Genomic DNA, 26,275 nt, shown 5'->3' on the forward strand with positions numbered 1-26,275 from the left:
TCTGCAAAAATACGAGGCGTATCCTGAACGCGGATTGCCTCACAAGCCGGAGCCGTCATGAACATCCATTACGACGCACGACTCGATGGCGAGCTGCCTTCCCGGGACAAGGCGGAGGTCCTCAACCGTCTCCAGCAGGATGTCCCCGGCCTGACGCTGCTCCACCGCGAGGAAGACCTGCACCCCTTCGAGTGCGACGGCCTGGCGGCCTATCGCGTGATGCCCATGCTGGTGGCGCTGCCGGAAACGCTCGACCAGGTGGTGGCCCTGCTCGAGGGCTGCCGTGAGCTCGGCGTGCCGGTGGTGACCCGCGGCGCCGGCACCGGTCTCTCCGGGGGCGCCCTGCCCCTGGAGCAAGGCGTGCTGCTGGTGATGTCACGCTTCAGCCGCATCCTCGAGGTCGACCCCGATGCTCGCATCGCCCGGGTACAGCCCGGTGTTCGCAACCTGGCGATCTCCGAGGCCGCCGCGCCCTTTGGCCTCTACTACGCCCCGGATCCCTCGTCGCAGATCGCCTGTTCGATCGGCGGCAACGTGGCCGAGAACGCCGGCGGCGTGCACTGCCTGAAGTATGGGTTGACCGTGCACAACGTGCTGCGGGTCGAGATCATCACCCTCGCGGGCGAGCGCATGACGCTGGGCAGCGAGGCGCTGGACGCCCCCGGCTTCGACCTGCTGGCGCTGTTCAACGGCTCCGAGGGCATGCTCGGCGTGGTCACCGAGATCACCGTCAAGCTGCTGCCCAAGCCGGAGACCACCAAGGTGCTGATGGCAAGCTTCGACGACGTAGGCAAGGCCGGCAGAGCCGTGGGCGACATCATCGCCGCCGGCATCATCCCCGGCGGGCTGGAGATGATGGACAACCTGGCGATCCGCGCCGCCGAGGACTTCATCCATGCCGGCTACCCGGTCGAGGCCGAGGCCATCCTGCTGTGCGAGCTGGACGGCGTGGAGGCCGACGTCGACGACGACTGCGAGCGGGTGCGCGGCGTGCTCGAGGCGGCCGGCGCCACCGGCATTCAGCAGGCCCGCGACGAGGCCGAACGCGCGCGTTTCTGGGCCGGACGCAAGAATGCCTTCCCCGCGGTGGGCCGCATGTCGCCGGACTACTACTGCATGGACGGCACCATTCCGCGCCGCGAGCTGCCGCGGGTGCTCGAGGGCATCCGCGAGCTGTCCGAGGCCTACGGCCTGAAGGTCGCCAACGTCTTCCACGCCGGCGACGGCAACATGCACCCGTTGATCCTGTTCGATGCCAACCGCGAGGGCGAGCTCGAACAAGCCGAGGCGCTGGGCGGCAAGATCCTCGAGCTGTGCGTCGAGGCCGGCGGCTCGATCACCGGCGAGCACGGCGTGGGCCGCGAGAAGATCAACCAGATGTGCGCCCAGTTCGGCAGCCGCGAGCTGACCACCTTCCACGCGGTGAAGGCGGCCTTCGATCCCGACGGCCTGCTCAACCCCGGCAAGAACATCCCGACCCTGGCGCGCTGTGCCGAGTTCGGCGCCATGCACGTGCATGGCGGAGAGCTGCCACACCCCGAACTGCCCCGTTTCTGAGGAATGATCATGGCCACCACTACATCCCCGCAGGATCGGGACATCCGCGAGGCCCTGGGTGAACGCATCCGGCAGGCCAACGCCGAAGGCACCCCGCTGCGCATCGTCGGCGGCGACACCAAGGCCTTCTATGGCCGGAAAGTTCAAGGCCGACGGGGCGAGCAAGCCGAGGCGCTCTCGACCCGCGAGCACCAGGGCATCACCGGCTACGACCCGGTGGAGCTGATCGTCTCGGTGCGGGCCGGCACGCCGCTGACCACGCTGGAAGCGGCGCTGGCCGAGAACGGCCAGATGCTGCCCTTCGAGCCGCCCCACTTCGGCGCCGACGCCACCGTCGGCGGCATGGTCGCCAGCGGGCTATCCGGCCCGCGCCGCCCCTGGGCCGGCGCCGTGCGCGACTTCGTGCTGGGCGCCCGGGTGATCACCCATGGCGGCGACGAGCAGCGCTTCGGCGGCGAGGTGATCAAGAACGTCGCCGGCTACGACCTCTCGCGGCTGATGGTCGGCGCCCAGGGCAGCCTGGGCCTGCTCACCGAGGTCACCCTCAAGGTGCTACCCCGGCCCTCGGCCAGCCACGGCCTGCGCCTCGAGATGACACTGGATGAAGCCCGCCGCCGCCTCGCCGAATGGGGACGCCGGCCCCTGCCACTGAGCGCCGCGACCTGGCAGGACGGCGCCCTGCACCTGCGCCTGGAGGGCGGGCCCGGCTCGGTAGCCGCCACCCGCGAGCGCCTGGGTGGCGAAGACCTGGACGCCGGCTACTGGGAGGCCCTGCGCGAACAGCGGCTGCCGCTCTTCGCCGGCGAAGACGACCGCCCGCTGTGGCGGCTCTCGCTACCCCAGCGCGCGCGGCTCGAGGTCGACGGCCTCGACGAGTCGGCCATGCTCCACGACTGGGCCGGCGCCCAGCGCTTCCTGCGCAGCGACCTCTCCGCCGCCACCCTGCGTGCGGCCTGCACCGCCGCCGGCGGGCACGCCACCTGCCTGACGCCCGGCGCCGCCGAGCCCTTCACGCCGCTGCCCGAGGCGCTGGCCAAGTACCATCGCCGCCTCAAGGCCGAGCTGGACCCCAAGGGGATCTTCAATCCGGGCCGACTCTACGCGGAGCATTAAGATGCAGACGCACTTCACCGAGCAAGACCTGCAGCAGCCTCACCTTCGCGAGGCCGAACGCGTGCTGCGCAGCTGCGTGCACTGTGGCTTCTGCAACGCCACCTGCCCCACCTACCAGCTGCTGGGCGACGAACGCGATGGCCCACGCGGACGCATCTACCTGATGAAGCAGATGCTGGAGAACCCCGAGGATGACAACGTCACCGAGCAGACTCGGCTGCACCTGGACCGCTGCCTGACCTGCCGCAGCTGCGAGACCACTTGCCCGTCCGGAGTCGAATACCACACGCTGCTCGACATCGGCCGCGCCGAGATCGAACGCCGCGCGCCACGCCCCGCCGCCGAGCGCGCGCTGCGCTTCGGCCTGCGCAAGGCGCTGGTCGACCCGACCCGCTTCCGGGCGCTGCTCAGGCTCGGCCAGGTATTCCGGCCGTTGACGCCCGGTGCGCTGCGCGACAAGCTGCCCGCCACGCCGGTGGATGCCGGCGAGCGCCCCGTGGGCGCTCGCCATGAGCGCCAGATGCTGATCCTCGAAGGCTGCGTGCAACCGGGGCTCTCGCCCAACACCAACGCCGCCACCGCGCGGGTGCTCGACCGCCTCGGCATCGGCCTGACGCCGGCGCCGGAAGCCGGCTGCTGCGGGGCCATCGACTTCCACCTCAACGCCCAGGACGCCGGTCGCGCGCGGATGCGCGCCAACATCGATGCCTGGTGGCCGCATATCGAGAAAGAGGGCGAGACCGGGGTTGAAGCCATCGTCCAAACCGCCAGCGGCTGCGGCGCGATGGTCAAGGAGTACGCCGAGGTACTGGCCGACGATCCCGATTACGCCGAGAAGGCCGAGCGCATCAGCGCCCTGGCCAAGGACCTGGTGGAGGTGCTGGGCGACGAGGACACGGAGCGCCTGACACTGCGCGAGCACAAGCGCCTGGCCTTCCACTGCCCCTGCACCCTGCAGCACGCCCAGAAGCTCGGCGGCAGCGTCGATGCCCTGCTCACCCGGCTCGGCTTCGCGCTGACCCCGGTACAGGACGCCCACCTGTGCTGCGGCTCGGCGGGCACCTACTCGGTGACCCAGCCCGAGCTCGCCACCGAGCTGCGCGACAACAAGCTCGACGCCCTGGAGGCCGGCGACCCGGAGGTGATCGTGACCGCCAATATCGGCTGCCAGACCCATCTGAACGGCGCCGGCCGCACGCCAGTCAGGCACTGGATCGAAATCGTCGACGAAGCACTCGCATGACGCCTGCCTGGCACGCATGACGAGGGACGACGGGGCAAGCCACAGGGGAAATCCTACGCCTGGGAGGGCGCCGGTAGCGTAAGCCGGTCTTCACGGCGCCTCCCCTAAGGCTTGCCGCCGCTAAAGCCCCGAGCCAGCCACATTCCCCACTAGCGTTTCATCCAACAAAAGGACGACCGAGAATGAAGACCAAACCCGTACTGACCCTGGACGACGTCAATCTCCTGCTCGACGCCGCCGAGCAGGAAGCCACGACCAACGACTGGGCCGTGACCATCGCCGTGGCCGACGATGGCGGGCATTTGCTCGGCCTGCGTCGCCTGGACGGGGCGCCGCCCTTCAGCGCCGGCGTCGCCGGCGAGAAGGCACGCAATGCCGCCATCGGCCGCAAGGACACCCAGGCCTTCGAGGACATGATCAACAACGGTCGCACCGCCTTCGTCACCGCGCCGATGCAGGCCCTGTTGGCGGGCGGCGTACCGGTGATCGTCGACGGCCAGGTCGCCGGCAGCATCGGCATCTCCGGCGTCAAGCCCGACCAGGACGTACAGGTCGCCAAGGCCGCCGTGGCGGCCCTGGCCTGACGGCCTCGAGCCACCTCGCGCGATCGATGACCGCCCCTCGGCCAGGCCGGGGGGCGGTCGTTTTCGGTCACAAGTTTGCATCATCGGGAATTATTGCATAGATTTTGTATAGCATTCGCTGGATGCACGGATGCCTAACACGCCCATCACCGGACGAGAGGTACACCATGAAACGTATCGCGACTGCTGCCATCACCCTCAGCGCCCTGATGCTGTTTTCCGGCGGCGCCCTGGCGGCGCACCACGAGGAAGGCGAGATGGCCAACGAGCATGGCGTCGATAGCGCCAACGAGGTGGAACAAGACACCATGGATGGCCACAAGGACGCCATGAGCGATGAGGCCATCGTCGAAGAAGGCGGTACGGATAGCGCCAACGATCCGTCGAAAGAAACCGACACACATTCCGAGCACGACGTCGCCGACGACATGAACGACGCAGACGGCGTGGATTCTGCCAACGACCCCGAAGACTAAAGGGCCGGCAAAACAGACACGAACGCTCCAAGACCCGGCTACGGCCGGGTTTTTTCATGCCCCCCGGCGCGCCCTACCCGCCCCCCGCCATGCCATGCGGGCCGCCTGGCCGCGCGCCCTTATCCGCCTTATCATCGATGGTACCTTGCCGGTCGTCATCGACCGCTGCCTTCGCCGACTCGAGGATGCCATGCCACCGTTCGTCTTCCTGCTGCCGCTCGGCGCGGTGCTGATCTGGTCGGGCAACATGACCGTCAACCAGCTGAGCGTCGACGCCATCGCCCCCAGCAGCATCGCCTTCCTGCGCTGGCTGCTGGCGCTCGCCGTGATGACGCCCTTCGTCGCTCCCGCCGCCTGGCAATACCGCGACACGCTGCGTCGCGAGTGGCCGAAGCTGGCGACACTGGGCCTGCTGGGCATGGGGCTGTGGCAGGGCCTGGCCTACATGGCCGCCGAGACGACCTCGGCCACCAACATGGGCATCCTGGCCGCCATGGTACCGCTGATCACCGTGCTGCTCAGCGCCTTGATCCTGCGCGAGACGCCGAGCCTCGGCAGCATCGGCGGCGGTCTGCTGGCACTCGGCGGCGTCAGCGTGCTGCTGGGACGTGGCGACCCGCTGTCGCTGCTCGAGCTCTCCGTGGCCGGCGGCGACGCGCTGATGATGGTCGCCGCGACCTGCTACGCGCTCTACGGCGTGATGCTCCGCCGCTGGACCCTCGACCTGCCCCCCTGGGTGCTGCTCTACGCCCAGGTGGTCTGCGCCGTGATCTGGCTGCTGCCGCCCTACCTGGCAGGCCCGATGACGCCGGTCGGCGGCGACAATATCGGCCTGATCCTCTACGCCGGCATCCCTGCTTCCATCGTCACCACCTACCTGTGGATGCATGCCATTCGCCGCATCGGCGCCAACCGTGCCAGCATCTTCATCAACCTGATGCCACTGTTCAGCGCCCTCATCGCCATGCTCGTGTTGGACGAGAGCGTGGCCCGCTTCCACTTGCTGGGCGGCGCATTGATCCTCGCCGGGGTGCTGATGGCCCAGACGCTGACCCGCCCGCTGCTCCACCGGGCCCGCGGCACGCCCGGGCAGCCGGGCTAGGCGCTCGAGACACACGCAAGACACCACCACACGTAGGGGGGGCACCGACATGGCAGGCGGCTGGTCGAAGGATGGTGATGTTCAGCAACAGATCGACGACAGCGTGCGCGATGAGTTGGAACGGGCTCGGCGCGACATGCCGCGGGGCGAGAGCGCCCACCACTGCGACGAATGTGGCGAGCCGATTCCCGAGGCGCGACGCCAGGCCGTTCCCGGGGTACGGCTGTGCCTCGCCTGCCAGGCCGAGCGCGATGCGCACTCGGGGCCAGGCGGCGGCGTCAATCGCCGCGGCAGCAAGGACAGCCAGCTACGCTGAGGCGCTAGCATACCGGCCCGGGAGTGATGCCTCTCGACAACGAACCACCGCCGCCACGCCTGTCGGCGCCGGCGCGACGGGCTGCTAAACTGCGAGTTTCGTTATCCGACCGGAGAGCCCGCGGCATGTCCCTCGATGACCTGCATCTCAATCTGCGCAACCTGACGCAGGACGACTATCCGCAGCTCAAGACGCTGATGGATGCCGTCTACCATGATATCGGCGGCGCCTGGCCCGAGCTCACCATCGACAAGCTGATCGAGGCGTTCCCGGACGGCCAGATCGTCATCGAGGACGATGGCCGCCTGGTCGGCGTGGCGTTGACCGTGCAGGTCGACTACGACGACTTCTCCAACCCCCACCAGTACGACGACCTGATCGGCCAGCGCGAGATCATCCTCAACGACGCCGAGGGTGACGCCATGTACGGCCTCGACGTGCTGATCCATCCGGACTACCGCGGCTACCGCCTCGGCCGGCGGCTCTACGAGGCGCGCAAGGAACTGTGCAAGTCGCTGAACCTGCGCGCGATCCTGGCCGGCGGGCGTATCCCGCAGTACCACCAGTACGCCGCTGAGCTCTCCCCGGCGGAATACATCGACAAGGTCGCCCGCAAGGAGATCCACGACCCCATCCTGTCGTTCCAGCTGGCCAACGACTTCCAGGTCAAACGCCTGCTACGCAAGTACCTGCCCGAGGACGCGAAGTCCCAGGGCTACGCGACCCTGCTGGAGTGGAACAACATCCTCTTCGAGCCCGCCGAACGGGTACTGGAGAGCCGCCGCACCCAGGTGCGGGTCGGCGCCGTGCAGTGGCAGATGCGCGAGTTCGACTCGGTGGAGGCGGTGCTGCAACAGGTCGAGTACTTCGTCGACGCCCTGGCCGACTACCAGAGCGACTTCGCGGTCTTCCCGGAACTGTTCAACGCGCCGCTGATGGGCCTTCAGGATCGCGCCGCCCAGCAGGACCAGCTGGCCGCCATCCGCTTCCTGGCCGGCTTCACCGAGCGCTTCAAGACCGAGCTGTCACGCATGGCGGTGGCCTACAACATCAACATCGTGGCCGGCTCGATGATCGAGGTGGGCGAGCAGGACCGGCTCTACAACGTCGCCTACCTGTGCCACCGCGACGGCTCCGTCGAGCGTCAGGCCAAGCTGCACATCACGCCCCAGGAGCGCCGCGACTGGGTGATCGAGGGCGGCGACGAACTGCAGGTATTCGATACCGACGCCGGCCGGGTCGGCATCCAGATCTGCTACGACGTCGAGTTCCCCGAGCTCTCGCGGCTGCTCGCCGAACAGGACATGGATATCCTGTTCGTGCCGTTCTGGACCGATACCAAGAACGGCTACCTGCGGGTGCGCCACTGCGCCCAGGCGCGGGCCATCGAGAACGAATGCTACGTGGTGCTGTGCGGCAGCGTCGGTAACGTTCCCTCGATCGAGAACCTCGACATCCAGTACGCCCAGTCCTCGGTCTTCTCGCCCTCGGACTTCTCCTTCCCCCACGACGCCGTGCTCGCCGAGACCACACCCAATACCGAGATGATCATGTTCTCCGACCTCGACCTGAACCGCCTCAAGGTGGTGCGCAACGAGGGCTCGGTGACCAACCTCAAGGACCGCCGCCAGGACCTGTTCGACCTGCGCCTGCGCGACTGGTCATGGAAGTCCGGCGGCCGCGACGTGGAGGACAGCTGAGGCCGTGTTGGAACGGTTCAAGCGCTGGCGGGCGGCGCGCTTCGCGGCGCGTCACCCCTTCCCTGCGGCCGAGTGGGCCGAGGCCCGGGCACGCCTGCCGCTGCTCGGCGCGCTGCCCGACGAGGCCGCCGAACGCCTGGGGCATCGCGCCTGGCGCTTCGCCCATGCCAAGCGGCTGAGCCGCCACCCCGAGCTGGACGCGAGCATCGACTTCGACGCCCCGGCGCGGCTGGCCATCGCCGCCCAGGGCTGCCTGCTGACGCTCGGCTGGGACGACGCCACCCATCGCCAGGCCTTCGCCGGGCTCCACGAGATCCTGATCGTCCCCGATGCCTTCCATCGCCGGGTCGAGGAACTCGACGAGTTCGGCGTGATGCACGAGTACGACGACGAACGCGCCGGCGAGACCTCCCACCAGGGGCCGGTGGTGGTGGCCTACCCGGACCTGATGGAAAGCGGGTGTCGGGATGGCTTCAACGTGCTGATCCACGAATTGGCCCACAAGATCGACATGGCCAACTCCCTGGACGCCGACGGCTTCCCGCCGCTGCCCGGCGACATGGACCCGCACGACTGGCACCGGGTATTCACCGCCGTGTGGGACGACCTCCAGGCACATCTCGCGCGTGGCGAGCCCACGCCCATCGACGACTACGCCGCCAGCCATCCCGGCGAATGCTTCGCGGTCGCCTGTGAATACTTCTTCACCGCGCCCGAGGCACTGCACGCCGCCTACCCCGAGCTCTACGCCCTGCTCGGCCGCTACTTCCGCCAGCACCCGCTGGCCTGGTGTCCCTCCGCCCCCGGCTGAGCCTAGGGGCGACCCGCCGGCGCGCCATCGAGATGTCCCACCAACCATTCCCACAACCGCGTCGCCTCCGGGCGTGGCCGCCGACGCACCGGACGCACCAGCCAGAAGCCTTCGCCGCTGGGCAACGCCGGTTCTAGCGCCACCGCCAGGTCATCGCGTTCCTCCACCAGCCGTCGATGGGTCAGGGCGACACCCGCGCCACTGGCGGCCAGCGCCAGGCTCATCACCTGGTTGTCGCAGGTGAGGGCCGCGCAACGCGATTCCAGCCCCGAGGCCCCCACGGCCTCCAGCCAGCTCGGCCAGCCCACCGCGAAGCCCACCGCATGCAGCAGGGTCTGGCCGGCCAGGTCCGCCGGCACCCTGAGGCGCTCGGCCAGCGCCGGGGCGCACACCGGGATCATCATCTCGTCGCCCAGCGACAGCGCCTCGACCCCCGACCAGTCGCCATGACCATAGCGAATCTCCAGGTCGGCGCCCTCGGGGCCGAAGTCGTCCGGCCAGATGGCGCTGACCAGGCGCAGCGGGATCTCGGGATGCTCATGGCAGAAGGCCGACAGGCGGGGCGCCAGCCAGTTCTGCTGCACCACCGGGGTGGTGCGCAGGGTCACCGGGGTCTCGCCGGCCTCGCCGAACACCTCCTGGGTGCCCTCGACCAGCCGCGTGAAGGCATCCTGCAGGCTCGGCAACCAGGCTTGGCCGGCCGGCGTCAGGCTCAGGCTGCGCGGGTGGCGAACGAACAGCCGCTGGCCCAACCGATCCTCGAGCAGGCGCACCCGCTGGCTGATCGCGGCCTGGGTCACGCCGAGCTCATGGCCGGCGGCGGTGAAGCTCAGGGTACGGGCGGCGGCCTCGAAGGCCTGCAACCAGGCCAAGGGGGGAAGCGTGCTCATGAAAAAGCCTGTCATAAGTTTTATCGGGTCATAGCCGCCAGATTAATCGTTTGTCGCCACGCCGGCCAGCCGCCATCCTCTCGACATTCCACCCCGAGGAGGCCGACATGAGCCCGACGCCGATCGCCGCGACACGCCCCACCCTGCCGATGGGTGAGCTCACCGACCATGCCCGCGGCCCGAGCCTGGTCGAGGCCAGCCCCGGCGACGACCGTCTGGCCTTGCGCTGGGACGACGACGCCCGCGCCCGCTTCCCGCTGACCTGGCTGCGCGACCACTGCGCGTGTGCCGAATGCCGCCACCCGCTGACCCGTGAGCGCCTCTACATGGGCCTCGAGGTGCCGGAGAGCGCCCCCGCGACAGGCCTCGAGGACGGCAACCTGACGCTGCACTGGGCCGATGGCCATGTCAGCCGCTACGATGCCGGCTGGTTGTACCAACGCCGCCCCGGCGAGGTTCGCCACGACCCGGTACCGACACGCCAACCCTGGGCCGTGGGCTTTCGCCCCGTGCATGTCGCCCATGGCGACTTCGCCGCCGGCGCCGACGGCGAGCGCGCCTGGCTCCGCGCCCTGCTGCGCGACGGCCTGGTACTGCTCGACGACGGCCCGCTGGCCGACGAAGAGGTCAGCCGCCTGGCCGCACGCATCGGCCCGCTGCGCGCCACCAACTTCGGCGCCCGCTTCGACGTGCGCTCCAAGCCCAATCCCAACAACGCCGCCTACACGGCCATCGGCCTGGCGCTGCACAGCGACCTGCCCAACTGGCGCCAGCCGCCGGACATCCAGCTGCTCTATTGCCTGGAGAACGACGCCGAGGGTGGCGAATCGACCTTCGTCGACGGCTTCGCCGCCGCCGAGACCCTGCGCCGCCAGGCTCCCGAGGCCTTTCGCCTCCTCGCCGAGACGTCGATCGACTTCCGCTTCCAGGACGAGGACCACGACATCGTCTGGTGCGCCCCTCTGCTGAGCCTCGACGCGGCCGGCCGGGTCACCGAGGTACGCCTCAACAACTGGATCCGCGACACCCTGCGCCTGCCGCTCGAGGAGATCGACGCCTGGTACGACGCCTACCGCGTCTTCTGGCGACTCGTCCAGGACCCACAGCACCGGCTCGAGTTCGCCCTGGCCCCCGGCCAGATGGTGGCCTTCGACAACCGCCGCGTGCTGCATGGCCGCCGCGCCTTCGACCCGAACACCGGCCGCCGCCACCTTCAGGGCACTTACCTCGACCTGGACATGTGCGAGTCGCGGCTACGGGTGCTGGCACGCCAGCGCTGAGCCACCCTCAACACGCCGTGGCGCCGGCGGCTTTCCCCCCACGCGCCACGGCCCTCACCCTGACAAGGAGATCGCATGACCATCGCCCCACGCTTCGCTCCCCTCGCCCTGCCGCTGCTGGGCCTGTCGTTCGCCGCCCAGGCCGACGACGCCACCCTCGACTTCGGGGTCCCCGCCTGGCCCGGCATCACCGTCAAGACCGAGATCGCCGAGCAGCTGCTCGCACCGCTGGGCTACGAGACCCGCACCCATGAACTCGGCCTGCAGGTCATCTACCAGGGGCTGGACGGTGGCGACATCGACGCCTTCCTCGGCGGCTGGATGCCCGCGCAACAGAACCTGTTCGCCCCCCGCGAGGAAAGCGGCGCCATCAGGAGCCTGGGCAACAACGTCGAGGGTGCGCGCATGACCCTGGCGGTGCCGGAGTACCTCTACGACGACGGCATCCAGAGCTTCGCCGACCTGGACGCGAACCGTGAACGCTTCGACGGCGAGATCCACGGCTTCGGCGCCGGCTCGGCGGCCAGCGAAGTCCTTCACGGCGCCATCGATGAAGACACCTGGGGGCTGGGCGACTGGCAGCTGGTCGATACCAGCGTGGTCGGCATGCTCGGTGCCGCCCGCGCCGCCATCTCCCGCGAGGAACCCATCGTCTGGGTCGGCTGGACGCCGCATTGGATGAACCTGGACCTGCCGATGCGCTACCTCGACGACTCCAAGAATCTGTTCGGCGAGAACAACGGCAAGACCGATGTGCTGACGGTGCTGCGCGGCGACTACGCCGAGGCCCACCCCAACCTGGTGACCTTCTTCGAGCAATTCAGCTTCTCCGCCGAGGAGCAGAGCTGGATGATCCAGGCGTTCGGACAACAGGAGCGCGATGCCGACGAGATCGCCAGCCAGTGGATCAACGACCACCGTGAGCGGGTCCAGGCCATGCTCGAGGGCGTCGCGACCCATGGTGGCGAACCCGCCTGGCCGGCGGTACAGGAAAGCCTCTGACGTCTTCCCGGCGGCGCCGGCCCTTTGGCCCGCGCCGCCACTGCCGTATGCTAAGGCCTGAGCTGACCAGGAACCCCGTGCCCCATGTCTCGACCCCTCGGCCTCGTCGCCCTGACCCTTGCCTTGCTCGTCGCCCTGGGCCTGCTGTGGCAATGGCTGGCCATGCAGGACCTGCTCACCGTCGATAGCCTGATGGCGCTGGCTCAGGGCTCCGTGGCCTGGCGCCATGCCCCTTGGGCAGTGCTGGTGGTGATGGCGATCTACGCCGGGGCCTCGTTGGTGATGTTCCCGCTGAGCCTGCTGGTGGCGTTGACCGGGCTGCTGTTCGGCCCCTGGTGGGGCTTCGGCTACGCACTGGCCGGCACCCTGACCGCATCAGTGTTGACCTGGTGGGTGGGCCGCCGGCTGGGCCGCGACGCCCTGTTGCGCTATGGCGGCAAGCACCTCAACGGCCTGTCACGTTACCTCTCGGGGCGCGGTATCCGCACCATGACAGTGATCAACCTGCTGCCGCTGGCCCCCTTCACCCTGACCAACATGATGGCCGGGGCCTTCCATCTGCGTTTTCGTGACTACATGATCGGCTCGACGCTGGGCATCCTGCCGGGGCTCGCCGGCGTGACCCTGCTCGGCAGCCAGCTCGGCGAGCTGGCCACCGCCGAGAGTCGTCAGGAGGTGCTGGTGGCACTAGGCGGCCTGGTGCTGGGTGCGGGGCTGCTCTACGGGCTCAAGCGCTGGGCCGAACGCCGCCGCCGGCGCTGAGGCCCGGTGGCTCGTCGCGCAGGCTACTTCGAGGGCAGTTCGGGCTCGTCGGAACGCCCGCCGGGCCACCAGGAGGGGCGCTCCTGTTCCCACTCCTCCTGCACCAGGTGACGCAGGATCCGGCCGCGATAGCGCAGCATGCGCCATTCCGCGCCGAGCCGACCACGCACCCGGTCCCAGCCGCCGTCATCGGCGTGGGTGAAGGGCCCGCCGCTGGCGATCGCACGCCGGTAGACGGCCAGGCAGCGTTCGGCGCAAAGCCGTTCATCATAGTCGGCGGCGGTGGCCAGGGCCGCATGGTGAAGCGGCTGGCGCCGCGCCGCATCGCCGAGTTCGACCAGCGCCGCCGCCAGGGCATCGACGTCGTCTGCATCCAGCAATCGGCCATTCTCGCCGTCCGTCACCACCTCCACGACGCCCGGTGCCCGCACCGCCGCCACCGGCAGGCCGGCGGCCATGGCCTCGGCCACCACCATGCCCTGGGTCTCGCTGTGCGAGGCGAAGGCGAAGACATCCATGGCGTGATAGGCATCGATCAACGCCTGGCCCTGAAGGCGCCCGGTGAAGTGGACCCGCGCCTCGACCCCCAGCTCCTCGGCGATCATCGCCATGCCCTCGGCGGCATCGCCCTCACCGACCACCAGGAAGTGGGCATCGGGCCGCTCGACCAGCGCCTGACAGACGGCCTCGGCGAGAAACACCAGGTTCTTCTCATGGGCCAGGCGTCCGACATGGCCGATCACATAGGCGGCCTCGGGAATCGCCCGCGCCTCGCGGCAGTCGGCGCCTTGCCCCGCGGTGAAGCGTGAGGTGTCCACCCCGCTCGGCACCACGCGGACCTCGGGATTACCATCGCGTGCCAGCAACAGGTCGCGGATGCTCTCGCTGGGCGCGATGACCGCATCGCACAACCAGGTGTACTGGGTCGCCAGGGCCACGGCGAAACGCTGCATGCGCGGCGAGTCGCCCGGCACGTAGTGGGTGTAGTGCTCGTAGAGGGTATGGTGGGTAAAGACCAGCGGCAGGCCATAGGTCTCGGCGGCCCGGGCCGCGGTATCGCCGAGCAGGAAGGGATGATGGGCATGCACCAGGTCGGGCTCGAAGGCCTCGATGGCATCGAAGAGCTGGCCGGGAATCGGCACCGGCAGCGAGAAGTCGCTGCCGTTGAAGTGCTGGACCGCGGCCACCCGCACCACATCGGCCTCGAAGTCCGGCTGCCCCTCGAGGCGCGGGGCCACCACCAGCACCTTGTGGCCGGTGACCTGAAGCTGCCGCTTGAGCCGCTGAACCGACTCGCTGACGCCGCCGACGATGGGCAGATAGGTATTGGTGAACATCAGCACATTCACGGTGGCGACTCTCCTTGCCTGGCTTCCTTAGGCACATTCAGCGGCGACACGCGTCCAGGCATCTCCTGTTCAAGATAGGCGATGAAGGCACGCACTCGCTGCGCAACGTGGCGGCGTCGATCATACACGGCATGGAAGTCGGCACGCACGCCCCGCCAGCCCGGCATCAGCTCCACCAGCCGCCCCGCCGCCAGCTCCTCGTGAACGTCCCACCAGGAACGCAGGGCGATGCCGTGGCCGTCGCAGGCCAGGCGGCGAATCACCTCGCCGTCGTTGCTGGCCATGGGACCGGTGACCTTGACCGCGCGTTCCTCACCCGAGGCGTCGCGGCGGACGAAGCGCCACACCGTGTAGTCGCTGTCGATCTCGCGCAGCACCAGGCAGGCATGACGGGCCAGATCGGCCGGCTCGTCCAACGCTGGCATCTCGGCCGCGTAGCGCGGCGCCGCGCACAGCACCCGCCGATTGGCCAGGATGCGCCGGGCGACCAGCCGCGAGTCCGGCGGCTCGCCGACCCGGATGCCGATGTCGACGCCCTGGTCGGCCAGGCCGAGCGGGAAATTGGTCAGCTCGAGGCTCGCCTCGAGGCCCGGATGCCGGGCGCAAAAGGCCGACAGCAGCGGTGCCACGTGGCGACGTCCGAAGCCGAAGGTGGCGTTGATACGCAACGGCCCGGAAAGCTCGGTGCGGCGATCACCCAGGGTCTCCTCCAGCTCCGTCAGGTCGTCGAGGATCCCCGCGCCGCGCATCAGGTAACGCTCGCCCTCGGCGGTCAGCGTCAGGCGCCGGGTGGTGCGCGCCGCCAGCGATACGCCCAGGCGCGCCTCGAGGCGCTGCAGGCGCTTGCTCACCGCCGACAGCGAAAGCCCCAGCTCCCGGGCGGTGGCGGTGAGGCTGCCGGCCCGGGCCAGGCGCTGGAAGAAGGCCAGATCGTCGAGGGGTGTCACCGCATTCTCCACTTGAGATCAACAATGGATTGAATATTACCCCGATTATCTCGCCTTCGTGCAGGGATAGACTGGCGCCTCGTTCACGCATCGACAGGAGTCCCCATGACCCAACGCATCGCCGTGCTCGCCGGCGACGGCATCGGCACCGAAGTCATGCCCGAGGGGCTGCGCGCCCTCGAGGCCGCCGCTCGCCGCTTCGGCCTGGACCTCGCCTTCGAATCCTTCGACTTCGCCAGCTGCGACTACTACCTCGAACACGGCCAGATGCTGCCCGACGACTGGCAGACGACCCTGGCCGCCTTCGACGCCCTCTACTACGGCGCCATCGGCTGGCCCGACAAGGTGCCGGACCACGTCTCGCTGTGGGGCTCGCTGCTCAAGTTCCGCCGCGAGTTCGACCAGTACGTCAACCTGCGACCCTGCCGCCTGCTACCGGGCATCGAGAGCCCCCTGGCCGGCCGCCAGCCGGGCGACATCGACTTCTACGTGGTGCGCGAGAACACCGAGGGCGAGTACTCGAACGTCGGCGGCACCATGTTCGAGGGCAGCGAACGCGAGGTGGTGATCCAGGAGACGGTGATGACCCGCCACGGCGTCGATAGGGTGCTGCAGTATGCCTTCGAGCTGGCGCAATCACGGCCGCGGAAGAAGCTCACCTCGGCCACCAAGTCCAACGGCCTCGGCATCACCATGCCGTGGTGGGACCGGCGCGTGGCGGCCATGGGTGAGCGCTACCCGGAGGTCGCGGTCGACAAGTTCCACATCGACATCCTGACCGCCAACTTCGTCATGCATCCGGACTGGTTCGACGTGGTGGTGGCCTCGAACCTGTTCGGCGACATCCTCTCCGACCTGGGCCCGGCCTGCACCGGCACCATCGGCGTGGCACCCTCGGCCAACATCAACCCCGAGGGCCGCTTCCCGAGCCTGTTCGAGCCGGTCCATGGCAGCGCCCCGGACATCGCCGGGCGCGGCATCGCCAACCCCATCGGCCAGATCTGGTCCGGCGCCATGATGCTCGAGCACCTCGGCCACAAGGCAGCGGGCGCGGCGATCCTCGCCGCCATCGAGGCGGTACTCGCCGAGGGCGACGCCAGCGTGCTGACACCGGACCTCAAGGGCCACGGCTCCACCGAACGTCTGGGCCGCGCCATCGCCGAGCTCATCGAGGCCGACGGCTGAAGGACCGATCCGGCTGACACGCCACCGGCCCGGCCCTATGCTGGCAGGGAACATGGATGAAGGAGAGCCAGGATGCCCGCCGCGCATCACGCCAGCCTGCCGCGCCTCGCCCGCCCCTTGCTCGGCGCGCCGCTACTTGCCCTCGGGATCGCCGCCTGCACCGGCATGCCCGAGGGTACACGGGTCGTCGACGACTTCGACGCCGAACGCTACCTGGGCCGTTGGTACGAGGTCGCCCGGCTCGATCATTCCTTCGAGGAGGGCCTGGACTGCGTCACCGCCGATTATTCGCAGCGCGACGACGGCCGCATCCGGGTCACCAACCGCGGCATCGACCTGGCCGCCGGCGAGGCCGACATCGCCGAAGGCAAGGCCTACCCGATCGGCGAGCCCGGCCAGGGGCGCCTCAAGGTCAGCTTCTTCGGCCCCTTCTATGCCGGCTACAACATCCTGGCGCTGGGCGACGACTACGACTGGGCGCTGGTCGCCGGACCCGACCGCGACTACTTGTGGATCCTCTCACGCACCCCCGAGCTGCCGGCGTCTACCTACCAGGCGCTGGTCGAGCGCGCCGCCGCGCTGGACTTCCCGGTGGACGAACTGATCGAGGTCGAGCAGGGCGAAGCCGCCTGCGCGCCCTGGCGCCGCGACGCCTGAACGCCACTCCGCGGGCATCGCGCGTCATCCGGGCTTTTCATCCAAGCACCGGGCATTTTCATCATCTCGACAGCCGCCCTTGCGGCGGCCGAGCCGGCACCGGAAGGTAAGGCCAGATTCCGCCCCCACAACGATAACCGGATGTCTGCCTCATGCCCCTCTTCATGGTGCCCCTGGCCCGAAGCGCCGCGCTTCCCCACCCGTTCACATCACGAGGTCGACATGCTGGATGAGTGGCTCTCCACCACCCTGGACGGCGTCTCCGCCGTCCCCTCGGGGCGACTGCCCGGCGGCCGCTACCGTATCCTCGGCCCTGGCCTGCTCGAGCTGGAACCCGACTCGGCCGCCCCCTCGGCCCCGGCCCTGGTCTTCTCGGCAGGCATCCACGGCAACGAGACCGCGCCCATCGAGCTGCTCGGCGACCTGCTCGCGCAACTGGAGACTGGCCGGCTGACGCTCGCCGCCCCGACGCTGGTGATCCTCGGTAACCTCGAGGCCCTGCGCGCCGGCACCCGCTTCGTCGAGACCAATCTCAACCGGCTGTTTCGCCGCGACCTCGACGCCGAAGGCCGAGAAGCGGACCGCGCCCGCGAACTGATGGCGACGATGGATGCCTTCTTCGAGCGCCACGCCGAGCGCCGGCGGATCCATCACGACCTGCACACCGCGATCCGCGACAGCCAGTACCCACGCTTCGCCGTCGAGCCCTTCGCCGAGGCCGTCACCCCGGCCGAACAGTGGCGCCAGCTCGCCGACGCCGACATCCAGGCGGTGCTGCACCAACACAGCCATAGCTGGACCTTTTCCCACTATTCGAAGCACTACCATGGCGCCGCGGCCTTTACCCTGGAGCTGGGCCGCGCCCTGCCCTTCGGGCACAACGACCTGGCGCCCCTGGCGCCGATGGCCGCACTGCTCGCGGCGCTGGTCGCGGACCGCCCTCCGGCCGAGCGCCCGGCGAGCGACATGGCCTTCTTCCGCGTCGAGCATGAGCTCAAGCGCCACGCCGTGGACTTCCGGCTGTGCTTCGACGAGGCGACGCCCAATTTCACCGAGTTCGCCCCCGGCACACGGTTGGCCGAGGACGCCCTCGAGGGACCCTTCACGGTCGGCGAGACGCCGCTGCGGGTGGTGTTCCCCAACGCCGCCGTGGAAGTCGGCGCCCGTGCCGCGCTGCTGATCAGTGCGGTCGAGCCCCCACACGCGGACGGCTGAACGGTGCCGGGAGTGGCGCGGTGCGCCGCGCCTCACTATAGGACCAAGGTTTAATGCCCCGATGGGCAACAAGGCCTGCCGCTCGCGGACGAGACTGGTAGAATCGCCCCCTTTTTCTTTCACGCCGAACCGTCTCGAACGGTGCCCGGGGCCCTGCCGGACGCCGCGTCGCTGAAGCGACGCCCGACCGCGCCCAGGGAATCCCTTCGAACTGGAGCCTTTTCCATGGCCGACACCCCGATTCCGCTGGAAGTGCGCAACATCACCAAGCGCTTCGGCGACACCGAGGTCCTCAAGGGCCTCTCGCTGCAGGCCCACAAGGGCGACGTCATCACCCTGATCGGCGCCTCCGGCTCCGGCAAGAGCACCTTCCTGCGTTGCATGAACCTGCTCGAGCAGCCCAACGCGGGCGAGCTGATCGTTCACGGCGACCCGATTCGCTTCAAGGAAACCAAGCACGGCCGTGAACCGGCGGACTGGAACCAGGTCGTCAAGATGCGCGCCAAGCTGTCGATGGTCTTCCAGAGCTTCAACCTGTGGGCCCACATGACGCTGCTCGAGAACGTCATCGAGGCGCCGGTGCACGTGCTCGGCAAGTCACGCCAGGAGGCCATCGCCCACGCCCGCGAGCTGCTCGAGCGTGTCGGCCTGGGCGAGCGCGCCGACTATTACCCGGCCCAGCTGTCCGGCGGCCAACAGCAGCGCGGCGCCATCGCCCGGGCGCTGGCCATGGACCCGGAGGTGATGCTGTTCGACGAGCCGACCTCGGCGCTCGACCCCGAGCTGGTCGGTGACGTGCTCAAGGTCATGCGCGGCCTGGCCGACGAAGGCCGCACCATGATCGTGGTCACCCACGAGATGGCCTTCGCCCGCGATGTCTCCAACCAGGTGATCTATCTGCACCAGGGGCAGGTCGAGGAAGCCGGGCCGCCCGAACAGGTGCTGGGCAACCCGCGTTCCGAGCGACTCAAGCAGTTCCTGGCGCCCAAGCACTGACGGGCTATCCCGGGAATAGGAGACCCTTATGATCGATCTGCACGGCTACGGCCCGCGCCTGTTCGAAGGCGCCCTGATCACCGTCGAGCTAGCGGTGCTGTCGCTGATCCTGGCCATCGTGCTGGGGCTCGCCACCGCCAGCGCCAAGATGTCCCGCCACTGGGGCCTGCGCCGGCTCGGCACCCTCTACACCACGCTCATCCGCGGCGTGCCCGACCTGGTGCTGATGATGCTGCTGTTCTTCGGCGGACAGATCGGCATCAACATGATCACCGACTGGCTCTATGCCCAGTTCGACATCGATATCTTCATCAACGTCAACGAGTTCGTCGCCGGCGTCATCACCATCGGCCTGATCTTCGGGGCCTACATGGGCGAGACCTTCCGTGGCGCCTTCATGGCCGTGGACGATGGCCAGATCGAGGCCGGTCGCGCCTACGGCATGCGCCCCTGGCTGGTGTTCCGTCGCATCCGCTTCCCGCAGATGATGCGCCACGCCCTGCCCGGGCTCTCCAACAACTGGATGGTGCTGCTCAAGACCACCGCCCTGGTCTCGGTGATCGGCCTGTCGGACATGGTCCGCGTCGCCTCCGAGGCCTCCAAGGCGACCCGCGAGCCCTTCACCTTCATGCTCATCGTGGCGGCCGTCTACCTGCTGATCGCCAGCGTCTCCGAATGGGGCTTCGCGCGTCTGCAGAAGCGCTATGACATCGGCTACGGGGAGGAGAACTGATGGAAGCCCTGATCAACTGGTTCGAGACGCAGCTGGCCGACAACAGCATCTTCACCCTGCAGACGCTCTCCTACTACGGCGACGGCCTGACCACCACCGTGCAGCTGGTGTTCCTGTCGCTGATCATCGGCCTGCTGCTGGCCGTGCCGCTGGCCCTCGGTCGCGGCTCGAAGAAGGCCTGGGTACGGCTGCCGATCTTCTTCTACTGCTACGTGTTCCGCGGCACCCCGCTGCTGGTGCAGCTCTACCTGATCTACTATGGCGTGGTCTTCATCGAAGGCATCCAGGACACCTGGCTGTGGGTCCTGCTCGAGAAGCCCTTCGTGCCGGCCCTGCTCGCCTTCACCCTCAACACCGGGGCCTATACCACCGAGATCTTCCGCGGCGCCATCAAGTCGACCCCCAGGGGCGAGATCGAGGCCGCCCGGGCCTACGGCATGTCCTGGCCGCTGATGATGCGACGCATCGTGCTGCCCAGCGCCTTCCGCCGTGCCTTGCCGGCCTACGGCAACGAGGTGATCTTCATGCTCCACGCCAGCGCCATCGCAAGCGTGGTGACCATCATGGATCTCACCGGGGCGGCGCGCTTCGTCTATGCCCGCTTCTACGCGCCCTTCGACGCCTTCCTGTTCGTGGCGGCGATCTACCTGTGCCTGACCTTCACGATCATCTACTTCTTCCGCCACCTGGAGAAGCGCCTGCTGGCCCATCTCAAGCCGGCCGGCGGCTGAGCCGAGCGTCAAACAAGCGTTGGGAACTGACGTTCGTTCTCAACCTTTCGGCCCGTCCGGCCTTCCGCTAAGGTAGGCGGGTCGTCACCCTGGGGGAGCGCCGAGCGGCGCAACGGCATGCACCACGCTTCCCGCGGTGATCCATCAACAACAAGGGGAAAGCCCTCATGAAGATCCATCAGGTCCTGAGTTGCGGCGTGCTGAGTGCCGCCATGATCGCCGGCGTCGCCAACGCCGAGGTCCGCGATATCCGTATCGGCGTCGACGTGCCCTACGAGCCCATGGAATTCCGCACCCCGGACGGCGAACTGACCGGCTTCGACATCGATCTGGGCAACGCCCTGTGCGCCGAGATCGGCATCCAGTGCGAGTGGGTCGTGCAGGGCTGGGACGGCATCATCCCCGGCCTGCAGGCGCGCAAGTACGACGCCATCATGTCCTCGATGACCATCAACGAGCAGCGTCGTGAGCAGGTGTTGTTCTCCGACCCCTACATCACGCCGCCCTCCGCCTGGTTCGCCCCGTCGGATAGCGAGATCACCACTCCCGACACCGAGAGCCTCGACGGCCAGTCCATCGGCGTGCAGCGCGGCACCCTGCAGGACAACTACGTCACCGACATGTACGGCGACGTGGCCGATGTGAACCGTTATGCCACCGCCGACGACATGGTGCTGGACATGGACGCCGGTCGCCTCGACATCGCCTTCCTCGACTTCCCGATCGGCAAGTCTACCCTGATCGACAGCGAGGCCGGCGACTACCAGACCGTGGGCGAGAAGATCAGCGAGCCGGTGGAATACTTCGGCGAAGGCTTCGGCATCGCCTTCCGCCAGCGCGACGGCGAGCTGGCCGAGGCCTTCAACGAGGCTCTCTCCACCCTCCAGGACAACGGCACCTACGACGAGATCGAAGCCAAGTACTTCGAGGAATAAGCCGACACCGCCCCGGCCCAGCCGGGGCGGTTCGTGCGGAGATCATGCCATGCCACGACTGCTAAGCGATCTCGAACCGTTCGTCCTCGGGCTCTCGCCCGCCTCGCGCTTCTACCTCAGCGAGTGGTTCGACGAATAAGCCTTGCCGACGGCCACCCCGGCCGTTGCGGCACGCCCGTGCCGCGCCTCTGATGGCGCCCCGCGCCGATCGCCTGTACGACGAATCGCCCCCAAGATGCCCCACACCGGAGAAGTCTCCATGCGCCACGCCAAGCGACTGCTGGCCGCCACCCTCGCGGCCGGCCTGTTCACCACCGCCGTCCACGCCGACGACCCCATCCGCCTCGCCGTGGACGTGCCCTACGAGCCCTTCGAATACAAGCAGGCCGACGGCACCCTGACCGGTTTCGAGGTCGAGCTGGGCAACGCCGTCTGTGACTATCTCGAGGAATCATGCACCTGGGTCGAGCAGCCCTGGGATGGCATGATCCCGGCGCTGATGGCGCGCAAGTTCGACGGCATCATGTCCTCGATGGCCATCACCGAGGAGCGCGCCCGCCGAGTCCTGTTCTCCGAGCCCTACTACACCACGCCCAGCGCCTGGATCACCGCCAAGGGCGAAGACATCGATATCGCCGATCGCGAGAGCCTCGAGGGCCTGAGCGTCGGGGTGCAGCGCGCCACGCTGCAGGACCGCTATGTCACCGACCTCTACGGCGATGATCTCGAGATCCGCCGTTACGCCAGCGCCGACGACGTCATCGCCGACATGCGTGCCGGCCGGCTGGACCTGACCTTCATGGACTACCCGATCGCCGAGGCGATGATCGACATCGACACCCCGGAGAGCGACTTCCAGCGCATCAGCGACTTCATCAAGGAGCCGCAGAAGTACTTCGGCCAGGGTGTCGGCGTGGCCTTCCGCAAGCGCGACCGCGAGCTCGCCGAACGCTTCAACGAGGCCCTTCAGGCGCTGAAGACCGATGGCACCTACGACGAGATCATGGCCAAGTACTTCAGCTACGACATCAAGCTGTAAGCCCTCGGCCCCCGCCTGTCACGACGCCGGCGACCCGCCGGCGTCTTCGTCCCGCGAGGAGCGATGATGCTGACCCTGCTCAAGAATGCCCGCGTACACGCCCCCGAGTCGCTGGGCCTATGCCACCTGTTGATCGCCGACGGCCGCATCGCCGCCATCACCCCGGCCAGCGATGCCAGCGAGCTGCCCGCCCATGGGCCGGCGGTCGAGGTCCATGACCTGCAAGGCCGACGGGTGATCCCGGGGCTGGTCGACCCGCTGGTGCACTTCATCGGCGGCGGCGGCGAAGGGGGCTTCGGCACCCGCACACCCGAGCTGCCCCTCGACGAGGCCCTGGCCTCAGGGGTCACCACCCTGGTCGGCGCCCTGGGCACCGACGCGCTGACCCGCACCCCCGCCAACCTGCTGGGCAAGGCCCGGGAACTGGCCGCCGGGGGCCTGACCACCTACTGCTACACGGGCTCCTACCAGCTGCCCCCGGTGACCCTGACCGGCTCGGTGGCCGGCGATCTCACCTTCGTCCCCGACTTCATCGGCCTCGGCGAGGTCGCCATCAGCGACCACCGCGGCTCCCAGCCGAGCCGCGAGGAACTCACCCGACTGGCCGCCGAGACCCGCACCGCCGGCATGCTGGCCGGCAAGGGCGGCATCGTCTTCATCCACACCGGCGATGCCGAGGGCGGGCTCGAACCGCTGCGCGAGGTGGCCCGTCACAGTCCCATCCCGCTGGCGCAATTCCTGCCCACCCATGTCAACCGCACCGCCGAGCTGTTCGAGGATGGCCTGCGTTTCGGCCGCGAGGGTGGCCGGATCGATTTCACCACCAGCACCACCCCGGCCCTGCTGGCCGACGGCGAGGTGCCCGCCGCCCACGCCGTGGCCCGGGCGCTGGAGGCCCGCATCGAGCCATCGCGGATCACCCTGTCCTCGGATGCCAACGCCTCGCTGCCCCACTTCGACGCCGAGGGCCGCTTCTCGGGGCTCGAACCCGGCCGCCTGGCCAGCCTGTTCGAGACCCTCGGCGAGTGCATCGAGCAACACGGTGTGGCGCTCGACAAGGCCATCGGAGTCGCCAGCACCCATGCCGCCGAGGCCCTGGGGCTGCCCCGCAAGGGGCGGCTGCGAGCCGGTCACGATGCCGACCTGATCGTGCTCGCCGAGGATGCCTGGGCCATCGACGAAGTCTGGGCACGGGGCCGGCGGGTGCACCGCGCCTGACCCACGAGGCGCAAGCCTCATCGGCGAGGATGAACGCCCGGCACGTGATCGGCCCCGGCCGGCTCGACGACCGGCGCCTGCGCCGGGGAATGTGCCAGGGCATCGAGGATGCCGCACTCGGCGGCGGAACGCTCCCCCTGGCAGCGCGCCCGCAGCGTCAGCAGCGCACGCTCCAGGGTCTGGAGCTGCGCGATACGCGCCGCCACGTGACCGAGATGCTCGTCGATCAGCGCATCGGCCTCATGACAGGGCCGGGCGGGGTCGTCGTGGCAGTCGAGCAGGGCGCGGATCTCGTCGAGGGTCATGTCCAGCGCCCGGCAGTGGCGAATGAAGGCCAGCCGTTCGACGTGCCCCTCGCCGTAGAGGCGGTAGTTGGCATCGCTGCGCGCCGGCTCGGGCAACAGTCCTTCACGTTCGTAGTAACGGATGGTGACGACGCGGCAATCGGTACGCCGCGCCAGTTCGCCGATCTTCATGGGCAGGCTCCCTGGGGTTCACGCTCGAGATCTCATGCCTATAGTGACTATAGACATGAAATGAGACAAGCCGCTCCCTGGAAGGTTCGTCGCGTGAAGCGATGCCAAGCGGCGACACTCGGTGCAGCAAATCGACAAACGGCGCGATGCGTCGAACCCCTGGGGCCCGCGCCGGTCATCGACAGGAGCACTCACCAAAGGAGATCGCGATGCCGCTCGCCGACGCCGCCACCCCCGACACCGCCGCCCGCCCTTCCTCGAACTGGGCCGGCTGGGGGCAATGGCTGGCGCTGATCACCATGACCCTCGATCATCTGGCCCGCTACGCGTTTCCCGAGGCCTGGGGGCTGGGCTGGATCGACTCCTCGCTCGGCCGCATCGCCTTCCCGCTGTTCGCCGGCATGGTCGCCTGGCACGGGCTCTTCAACACCCGTGATCCGCTGCGCTACGCCCGTCGCGTGCTGGTGATCGGCCTGGTCGCCCAGCTGCCCTACGCGCTGATGCCCCGCGACATCGACGGCCTGATCCTCAACATCTGCTTCACGCTGTCGCTGGGCCTGATCGGCGGCGCCTGGCTGTTGAACCTGCCACCGCGGCTGGCGAAGGGCCTCGCCGCCTGGCGGACGGCCGCCGAATCGCTCGCGGTGCTGGGCGTCTGGGCGCTGGCCGGCAGCGTCGTCGAATATGGCCACCTGGGCCTGCTGCTGATCCCGTTCTACATGCTGGCCATGCAACGCCTGCACCTGAGCGCCGGCGCCTCGGCCGGGTGGCGCACGGCGGCCCTCGCGACGCTGCCATTGCTGTTGGCCGCCGGGCTGATGAACAGCTCCGAGATGGCCAAGAGCGTGACCGTCGCCACCTGCCTGACGGTTCTCTGCCTGGCCGCCGGCGCCCACCGGCTGCCGTCGAAGGTGCCGTTCGCCATGCCACGCCGCCTGTGGCTGGCCTGGTATCCCGCGCACTTCGCCGCCATCGCGCTATGGTTGGGGCTTTCCTGAGCCCCGCGCCTCGACCAGAAACACCTTGAAGGCCTGCCACAATGGGCTGCGGTAACGCTCGGGATGCCAGATCAACGAGAAGGTGCGGCGCAGGGTCAGCCCGCCATCGAGGGCCACCAGCTCCCCCCGCGCGAGCTCCCCGGCCACGCTGAGCGCCGATAGGCAGCCGAGCCCCAGCCCCGCGAGTACCGCCTGCTTGATGGCCTCATGCTGGTCGAGCGCCATGCGCACCCGCGGGGTCACGCCGCGGCGCTGCATGGCCTGCTCGAAGACCTCGCGGGTGCCGGAACCCGGCTCGCGCAGGATCCAGGCAGCCTCGCCCAGGCCGTGCTCATCGAGCCGGCCCCGAGAGGCCAGCGGATGGCCCGGCGCGGCCACCACCACCAGGCGATCCTCGCACCAGGGCTCGCTGACCAGTTCCGGCTCCCGGCATTCCCCCTCGATCAACCCCAGATCGGCCTCCAGGCGCAGCATGTCGCCGATCACCTCATGGGTATTGCGCAGCCGCAGGCGCAGATCGGTGCGCGGATTTTCCTCGCTGAAGCGCCCCACCAGGTCGGGCAGCAAGTAGGTGCCGACGGTCGCGCTGGCCGAGATGCTGAGCGTGCCATACAGATCACCATCGGGCTCACGGGCCGCGGCGACGAAGGCAGCCATGCCATCGAGCAACTCCTCGGCTCGAGGCAACAGCCCGCGGCCCAGCTCGTTGATCACCAGCCGGCGGCCGGGACGCTCGAACAGCGCCACGTCGAGCTGGCGCTCCAGGTCCGCCAACGCCTGGCTGGTCGCCGACTGGGAGAGCGCCAGCTCGGTGGCGGCGGCACTCACCGTGCCGAGTCGCGCCACCGTGGCGAAGACCTGTAGCTGACGAAAGCTGACCTGTGGCGACATATCGTTTTTTCCGAAGAGACGTTTCGTTATTAACTGATAACCATATGAGTTATTAGGACATAGCATGGC

The 26,275-nt window shown here is 68.7% G+C and carries 27 protein-coding genes; 22 read left to right on the forward strand and 5 right to left on the reverse strand.

What is annotated here, in order from left to right; genetic code table 11:
• The first annotated feature begins 57 nt into the window (after positions 1-57).
• The 9 genes from glcD to ETC07_RS09490 all read left to right on the forward strand — a co-directional run bounded on the left by glcD (position 58) and on the right by ETC07_RS09490 (position 8,902).
• On the forward strand, positions 58-1,557 hold the full coding sequence (glcD, locus tag ETC07_RS09450; protein WP_136248271.1) for a glycolate oxidase subunit GlcD: 1,500 nt from the start codon (positions 58-60) through the stop codon (positions 1,555-1,557).
• Between the two features lie 9 nt (positions 1,558-1,566).
• On the forward strand, positions 1,567-2,670 hold the full coding sequence (glcE, locus tag ETC07_RS09455) for a glycolate oxidase subunit GlcE (protein ID WP_136248272.1): 1,104 nt from the start codon (positions 1,567-1,569) through the stop codon (positions 2,668-2,670).
• 1 nt (position 2,671) lies between these two features.
• The gene (gene glcF, locus ETC07_RS09460) at positions 2,672-3,913 is read left to right on the forward strand and encodes a glycolate oxidase subunit GlcF (RefSeq protein WP_136248273.1); all 1,242 of its coding nucleotides are present in this window, start codon (positions 2,672-2,674) and stop codon (positions 3,911-3,913) included.
• A gap of 182 nt (positions 3,914-4,095) precedes the next feature.
• Positions 4,096-4,497 (forward strand): heme-binding protein, encoded by a 402-nt coding sequence (locus ETC07_RS09465; protein ID WP_136248274.1) that lies wholly within the window; start codon positions 4,096-4,098, stop codon positions 4,495-4,497.
• Between the two features lie 167 nt (positions 4,498-4,664).
• Positions 4,665-4,973: a hypothetical protein gene (locus ETC07_RS09470; protein ID WP_136248275.1), complete on the forward strand. Its 309-nt coding sequence runs from the start codon at positions 4,665-4,667 to the stop codon at positions 4,971-4,973.
• 190 nt (positions 4,974-5,163) lie between these two features.
• Positions 5,164-6,075 carry a DMT family transporter gene (locus ETC07_RS09475; protein WP_136248276.1) on the forward strand — a complete coding sequence of 304 codons (912 nt, stop codon included), beginning with the start codon at positions 5,164-5,166 and terminating at the stop codon, positions 6,073-6,075.
• A 49-nt stretch (positions 6,076-6,124) separates the two neighbouring features.
• Positions 6,125-6,391, forward strand: coding sequence for a DksA/TraR family C4-type zinc finger protein (locus ETC07_RS09480; protein WP_136248277.1), 267 nt, complete (start codon positions 6,125-6,127; stop codon positions 6,389-6,391).
• A 125-nt stretch (positions 6,392-6,516) separates the two neighbouring features.
• On the forward strand, positions 6,517-8,091 hold the full coding sequence (locus tag ETC07_RS09485) for a bifunctional GNAT family N-acetyltransferase/carbon-nitrogen hydrolase family protein (protein WP_136248278.1): 1,575 nt from the start codon (positions 6,517-6,519) through the stop codon (positions 8,089-8,091).
• A gap of 4 nt (positions 8,092-8,095) precedes the next feature.
• On the forward strand, positions 8,096-8,902 hold the full coding sequence (locus ETC07_RS09490; RefSeq protein ID WP_136248279.1) for a M90 family metallopeptidase: 807 nt from the start codon (positions 8,096-8,098) through the stop codon (positions 8,900-8,902).
• A 2-nt stretch (positions 8,903-8,904) separates the two neighbouring features.
• Here ETC07_RS09490 and ETC07_RS09495 read toward each other — a convergent pair whose 3' ends face one another.
• On the reverse strand, positions 8,905-9,792 hold the full coding sequence (locus tag ETC07_RS09495; RefSeq protein ID WP_136248280.1) for a LysR substrate-binding domain-containing protein: 888 nt from the start codon (positions 9,790-9,792) through the stop codon (positions 8,905-8,907).
• Positions 9,793-9,899: 107 nt separating this feature from the next.
• Between ETC07_RS09495 and ETC07_RS09500 the strand changes: the two genes are divergently transcribed.
• From ETC07_RS09500 to ETC07_RS09510, 3 genes are all read left to right on the forward strand, one after another.
• Positions 9,900-11,072: a TauD/TfdA family dioxygenase gene (locus tag ETC07_RS09500; RefSeq protein ID WP_136248281.1), complete on the forward strand. Its 1,173-nt coding sequence runs from the start codon at positions 9,900-9,902 to the stop codon at positions 11,070-11,072.
• 75 nt (positions 11,073-11,147) lie between these two features.
• Complete coding sequence (locus ETC07_RS09505; RefSeq protein ID WP_136248282.1) at positions 11,148-12,074, forward strand: ABC transporter substrate-binding protein; 927 nt, start codon at positions 11,148-11,150, stop codon at positions 12,072-12,074.
• Between the two features lie 84 nt (positions 12,075-12,158).
• Positions 12,159-12,836, forward strand: a complete 678-nt coding sequence (locus tag ETC07_RS09510) for a TVP38/TMEM64 family protein (protein ID WP_136248283.1) — start codon at positions 12,159-12,161, stop codon at positions 12,834-12,836.
• 23 nt (positions 12,837-12,859) lie between these two features.
• On the opposite strand, the gene ETC07_RS09515 is transcribed toward ETC07_RS09510, so the two are convergent.
• Positions 12,860-14,185 (reverse strand): glycosyltransferase, encoded by a 1,326-nt coding sequence (locus tag ETC07_RS09515; RefSeq protein WP_136248284.1) that lies wholly within the window; start codon positions 14,183-14,185, stop codon positions 12,860-12,862.
• Entirely contained in the window at positions 14,182-15,132 is a 951-nt protein-coding gene (locus ETC07_RS09520) for a LysR family transcriptional regulator (protein WP_136248285.1), read from the reverse strand. The genes ETC07_RS09515 and ETC07_RS09520 overlap by 4 nt, the downstream gene beginning before the upstream one ends.
• A 105-nt stretch (positions 15,133-15,237) precedes the next feature.
• Between ETC07_RS09520 and ETC07_RS09525 the strand changes: the two genes are divergently transcribed.
• The 9 genes from ETC07_RS09525 to iadA all read left to right on the forward strand — a co-directional run bounded on the left by ETC07_RS09525 (position 15,238) and on the right by iadA (position 23,841).
• A complete protein-coding gene (locus tag ETC07_RS09525) occupies positions 15,238-16,317 on the forward strand; it encodes a tartrate dehydrogenase (RefSeq protein ID WP_136248286.1) in 1,080 nt (359 codons plus the stop codon).
• A 72-nt stretch (positions 16,318-16,389) separates the two neighbouring features.
• Positions 16,390-16,974, forward strand: coding sequence for a lipocalin family protein (locus ETC07_RS09530; protein ID WP_136248287.1), 585 nt, complete (start codon positions 16,390-16,392; stop codon positions 16,972-16,974).
• A gap of 222 nt (positions 16,975-17,196) precedes the next feature.
• Positions 17,197-18,189: a succinylglutamate desuccinylase gene (locus ETC07_RS09535; protein ID WP_136248288.1), complete on the forward strand. Its 993-nt coding sequence runs from the start codon at positions 17,197-17,199 to the stop codon at positions 18,187-18,189.
• A 225-nt stretch (positions 18,190-18,414) separates the two neighbouring features.
• Positions 18,415-19,185 carry an ABC transporter ATP-binding protein gene (locus tag ETC07_RS09540; RefSeq protein ID WP_136248289.1) on the forward strand — a complete coding sequence of 257 codons (771 nt, stop codon included), beginning with the start codon at positions 18,415-18,417 and terminating at the stop codon, positions 19,183-19,185.
• 28 nt (positions 19,186-19,213) lie between these two features.
• Positions 19,214-19,918 (forward strand): ABC transporter permease, encoded by a 705-nt coding sequence (locus ETC07_RS09545; RefSeq protein ID WP_136248290.1) that lies wholly within the window; start codon positions 19,214-19,216, stop codon positions 19,916-19,918.
• Positions 19,918-20,649, forward strand: a complete 732-nt coding sequence (locus ETC07_RS09550) for an ABC transporter permease (protein WP_136248291.1) — start codon at positions 19,918-19,920, stop codon at positions 20,647-20,649. Before ETC07_RS09545 ends, ETC07_RS09550 begins: the two co-directional genes overlap by 1 nt.
• Before the next feature lie 212 nt (positions 20,650-20,861).
• The gene (locus ETC07_RS09555; RefSeq protein WP_438590660.1) at positions 20,862-21,584 is read left to right on the forward strand and encodes a transporter substrate-binding domain-containing protein; all 723 of its coding nucleotides are present in this window, start codon (positions 20,862-20,864) and stop codon (positions 21,582-21,584) included.
• A 259-nt stretch (positions 21,585-21,843) separates the two neighbouring features.
• A complete protein-coding gene (locus ETC07_RS09560) occupies positions 21,844-22,623 on the forward strand; it encodes a transporter substrate-binding domain-containing protein (RefSeq protein WP_136248292.1) in 780 nt (259 codons plus the stop codon).
• Positions 22,624-22,689: 66 nt separating this feature from the next.
• The gene (gene iadA, locus ETC07_RS09565; RefSeq protein WP_136248293.1) at positions 22,690-23,841 is read left to right on the forward strand and encodes a beta-aspartyl-peptidase; all 1,152 of its coding nucleotides are present in this window, start codon (positions 22,690-22,692) and stop codon (positions 23,839-23,841) included.
• Positions 23,842-23,858: 17 nt separating this feature from the next.
• Here iadA and cadR read toward each other — a convergent pair whose 3' ends face one another.
• Positions 23,859-24,317, reverse strand: a complete 459-nt coding sequence (gene cadR, locus ETC07_RS09570; protein WP_136248294.1) for a Cd(II)/Pb(II)-responsive transcriptional regulator — start codon at positions 24,315-24,317, stop codon at positions 23,859-23,861.
• Positions 24,318-24,526: 209 nt separating this feature from the next.
• Here cadR and ETC07_RS09575 point away from each other — a divergent pair, with 209 nt between their 5' ends.
• Entirely contained in the window at positions 24,527-25,315 is a 789-nt protein-coding gene (locus tag ETC07_RS09575; RefSeq protein WP_136248295.1) for a TraX family protein, read from the forward strand.
• Here the strand turns inward: ETC07_RS09575 and ETC07_RS09580 are convergent.
• Positions 25,295-26,206 (reverse strand): LysR substrate-binding domain-containing protein, encoded by a 912-nt coding sequence (locus ETC07_RS09580; RefSeq protein ID WP_136248296.1) that lies wholly within the window; start codon positions 26,204-26,206, stop codon positions 25,295-25,297. The two genes, ETC07_RS09575 and ETC07_RS09580, sit on opposite strands and share 21 nt — an antisense overlap.
• Positions 26,207-26,275 lie beyond the last annotated feature (69 nt).

Origin of the sequence: Halomonas borealis (assembly GCF_004798905.1) — a bacterium.
Classification (GTDB): Bacteria; Pseudomonadota; Gammaproteobacteria; order Pseudomonadales; family Halomonadaceae; genus Halomonas; species Halomonas borealis.

Excerpts from the sequence above, each read along its gene's own strand:
- glcD (WP_136248271.1), top strand. The coding sequence starts at position 58 with ATGAACATCCATTACGACGCACGACTCGATGGCGAGCTGCCTTCCCGG.
- ETC07_RS09495 (WP_136248280.1), bottom strand. The coding sequence starts at position 9,792 with ATGAGCACGCTTCCCCCCTTGGCCTGGTTGCAGGCCTTCGAGGCCGCC.
- ETC07_RS09510 (WP_136248283.1), top strand. The coding sequence starts at position 12,159 with ATGTCTCGACCCCTCGGCCTCGTCGCCCTGACCCTTGCCTTGCTCGTC.
- ETC07_RS09465 (WP_136248274.1), top strand. The coding sequence starts at position 4,096 with ATGAAGACCAAACCCGTACTGACCCTGGACGACGTCAATCTCCTGCTC.
- ETC07_RS09505 (WP_136248282.1), top strand. The coding sequence starts at position 11,148 with ATGACCATCGCCCCACGCTTCGCTCCCCTCGCCCTGCCGCTGCTGGGC.
- ETC07_RS09530 (WP_136248287.1), top strand. The coding sequence starts at position 16,390 with ATGCCCGCCGCGCATCACGCCAGCCTGCCGCGCCTCGCCCGCCCCTTG.
- ETC07_RS09535 (WP_136248288.1), top strand. The coding sequence starts at position 17,197 with ATGCTGGATGAGTGGCTCTCCACCACCCTGGACGGCGTCTCCGCCGTC.
- cadR (WP_136248294.1), bottom strand. The coding sequence starts at position 24,317 with ATGAAGATCGGCGAACTGGCGCGGCGTACCGATTGCCGCGTCGTCACC.
- glcE (WP_136248272.1), top strand. The coding sequence starts at position 1,567 with ATGGCCACCACTACATCCCCGCAGGATCGGGACATCCGCGAGGCCCTG.
- ETC07_RS09545 (WP_136248290.1), top strand. The coding sequence starts at position 19,214 with ATGATCGATCTGCACGGCTACGGCCCGCGCCTGTTCGAAGGCGCCCTG.
- ETC07_RS09560 (WP_136248292.1), top strand. The coding sequence starts at position 21,844 with ATGCGCCACGCCAAGCGACTGCTGGCCGCCACCCTCGCGGCCGGCCTG.
- glcF (WP_136248273.1), top strand. The coding sequence starts at position 2,672 with ATGCAGACGCACTTCACCGAGCAAGACCTGCAGCAGCCTCACCTTCGC.
- ETC07_RS09475 (WP_136248276.1), top strand. The coding sequence starts at position 5,164 with ATGCCACCGTTCGTCTTCCTGCTGCCGCTCGGCGCGGTGCTGATCTGG.
- ETC07_RS09480 (WP_136248277.1), top strand. The coding sequence starts at position 6,125 with ATGGCAGGCGGCTGGTCGAAGGATGGTGATGTTCAGCAACAGATCGAC.
- ETC07_RS09550 (WP_136248291.1), top strand. The coding sequence starts at position 19,918 with ATGGAAGCCCTGATCAACTGGTTCGAGACGCAGCTGGCCGACAACAGC.
- ETC07_RS09500 (WP_136248281.1), top strand. The coding sequence starts at position 9,900 with ATGAGCCCGACGCCGATCGCCGCGACACGCCCCACCCTGCCGATGGGT.
- ETC07_RS09540 (WP_136248289.1), top strand. The coding sequence starts at position 18,415 with ATGGCCGACACCCCGATTCCGCTGGAAGTGCGCAACATCACCAAGCGC.
- ETC07_RS09555 (WP_438590660.1), top strand. The coding sequence starts at position 20,862 with ATGATCGCCGGCGTCGCCAACGCCGAGGTCCGCGATATCCGTATCGGC.
- ETC07_RS09575 (WP_136248295.1), top strand. The coding sequence starts at position 24,527 with ATGCCGCTCGCCGACGCCGCCACCCCCGACACCGCCGCCCGCCCTTCC.
- ETC07_RS09470 (WP_136248275.1), top strand. The coding sequence starts at position 4,665 with ATGAAACGTATCGCGACTGCTGCCATCACCCTCAGCGCCCTGATGCTG.
- iadA (WP_136248293.1), top strand. The coding sequence starts at position 22,690 with ATGCTGACCCTGCTCAAGAATGCCCGCGTACACGCCCCCGAGTCGCTG.
- ETC07_RS09525 (WP_136248286.1), top strand. The coding sequence starts at position 15,238 with ATGACCCAACGCATCGCCGTGCTCGCCGGCGACGGCATCGGCACCGAA.
- ETC07_RS09580 (WP_136248296.1), bottom strand. The coding sequence starts at position 26,206 with ATGTCGCCACAGGTCAGCTTTCGTCAGCTACAGGTCTTCGCCACGGTG.
- ETC07_RS09485 (WP_136248278.1), top strand. The coding sequence starts at position 6,517 with ATGTCCCTCGATGACCTGCATCTCAATCTGCGCAACCTGACGCAGGAC.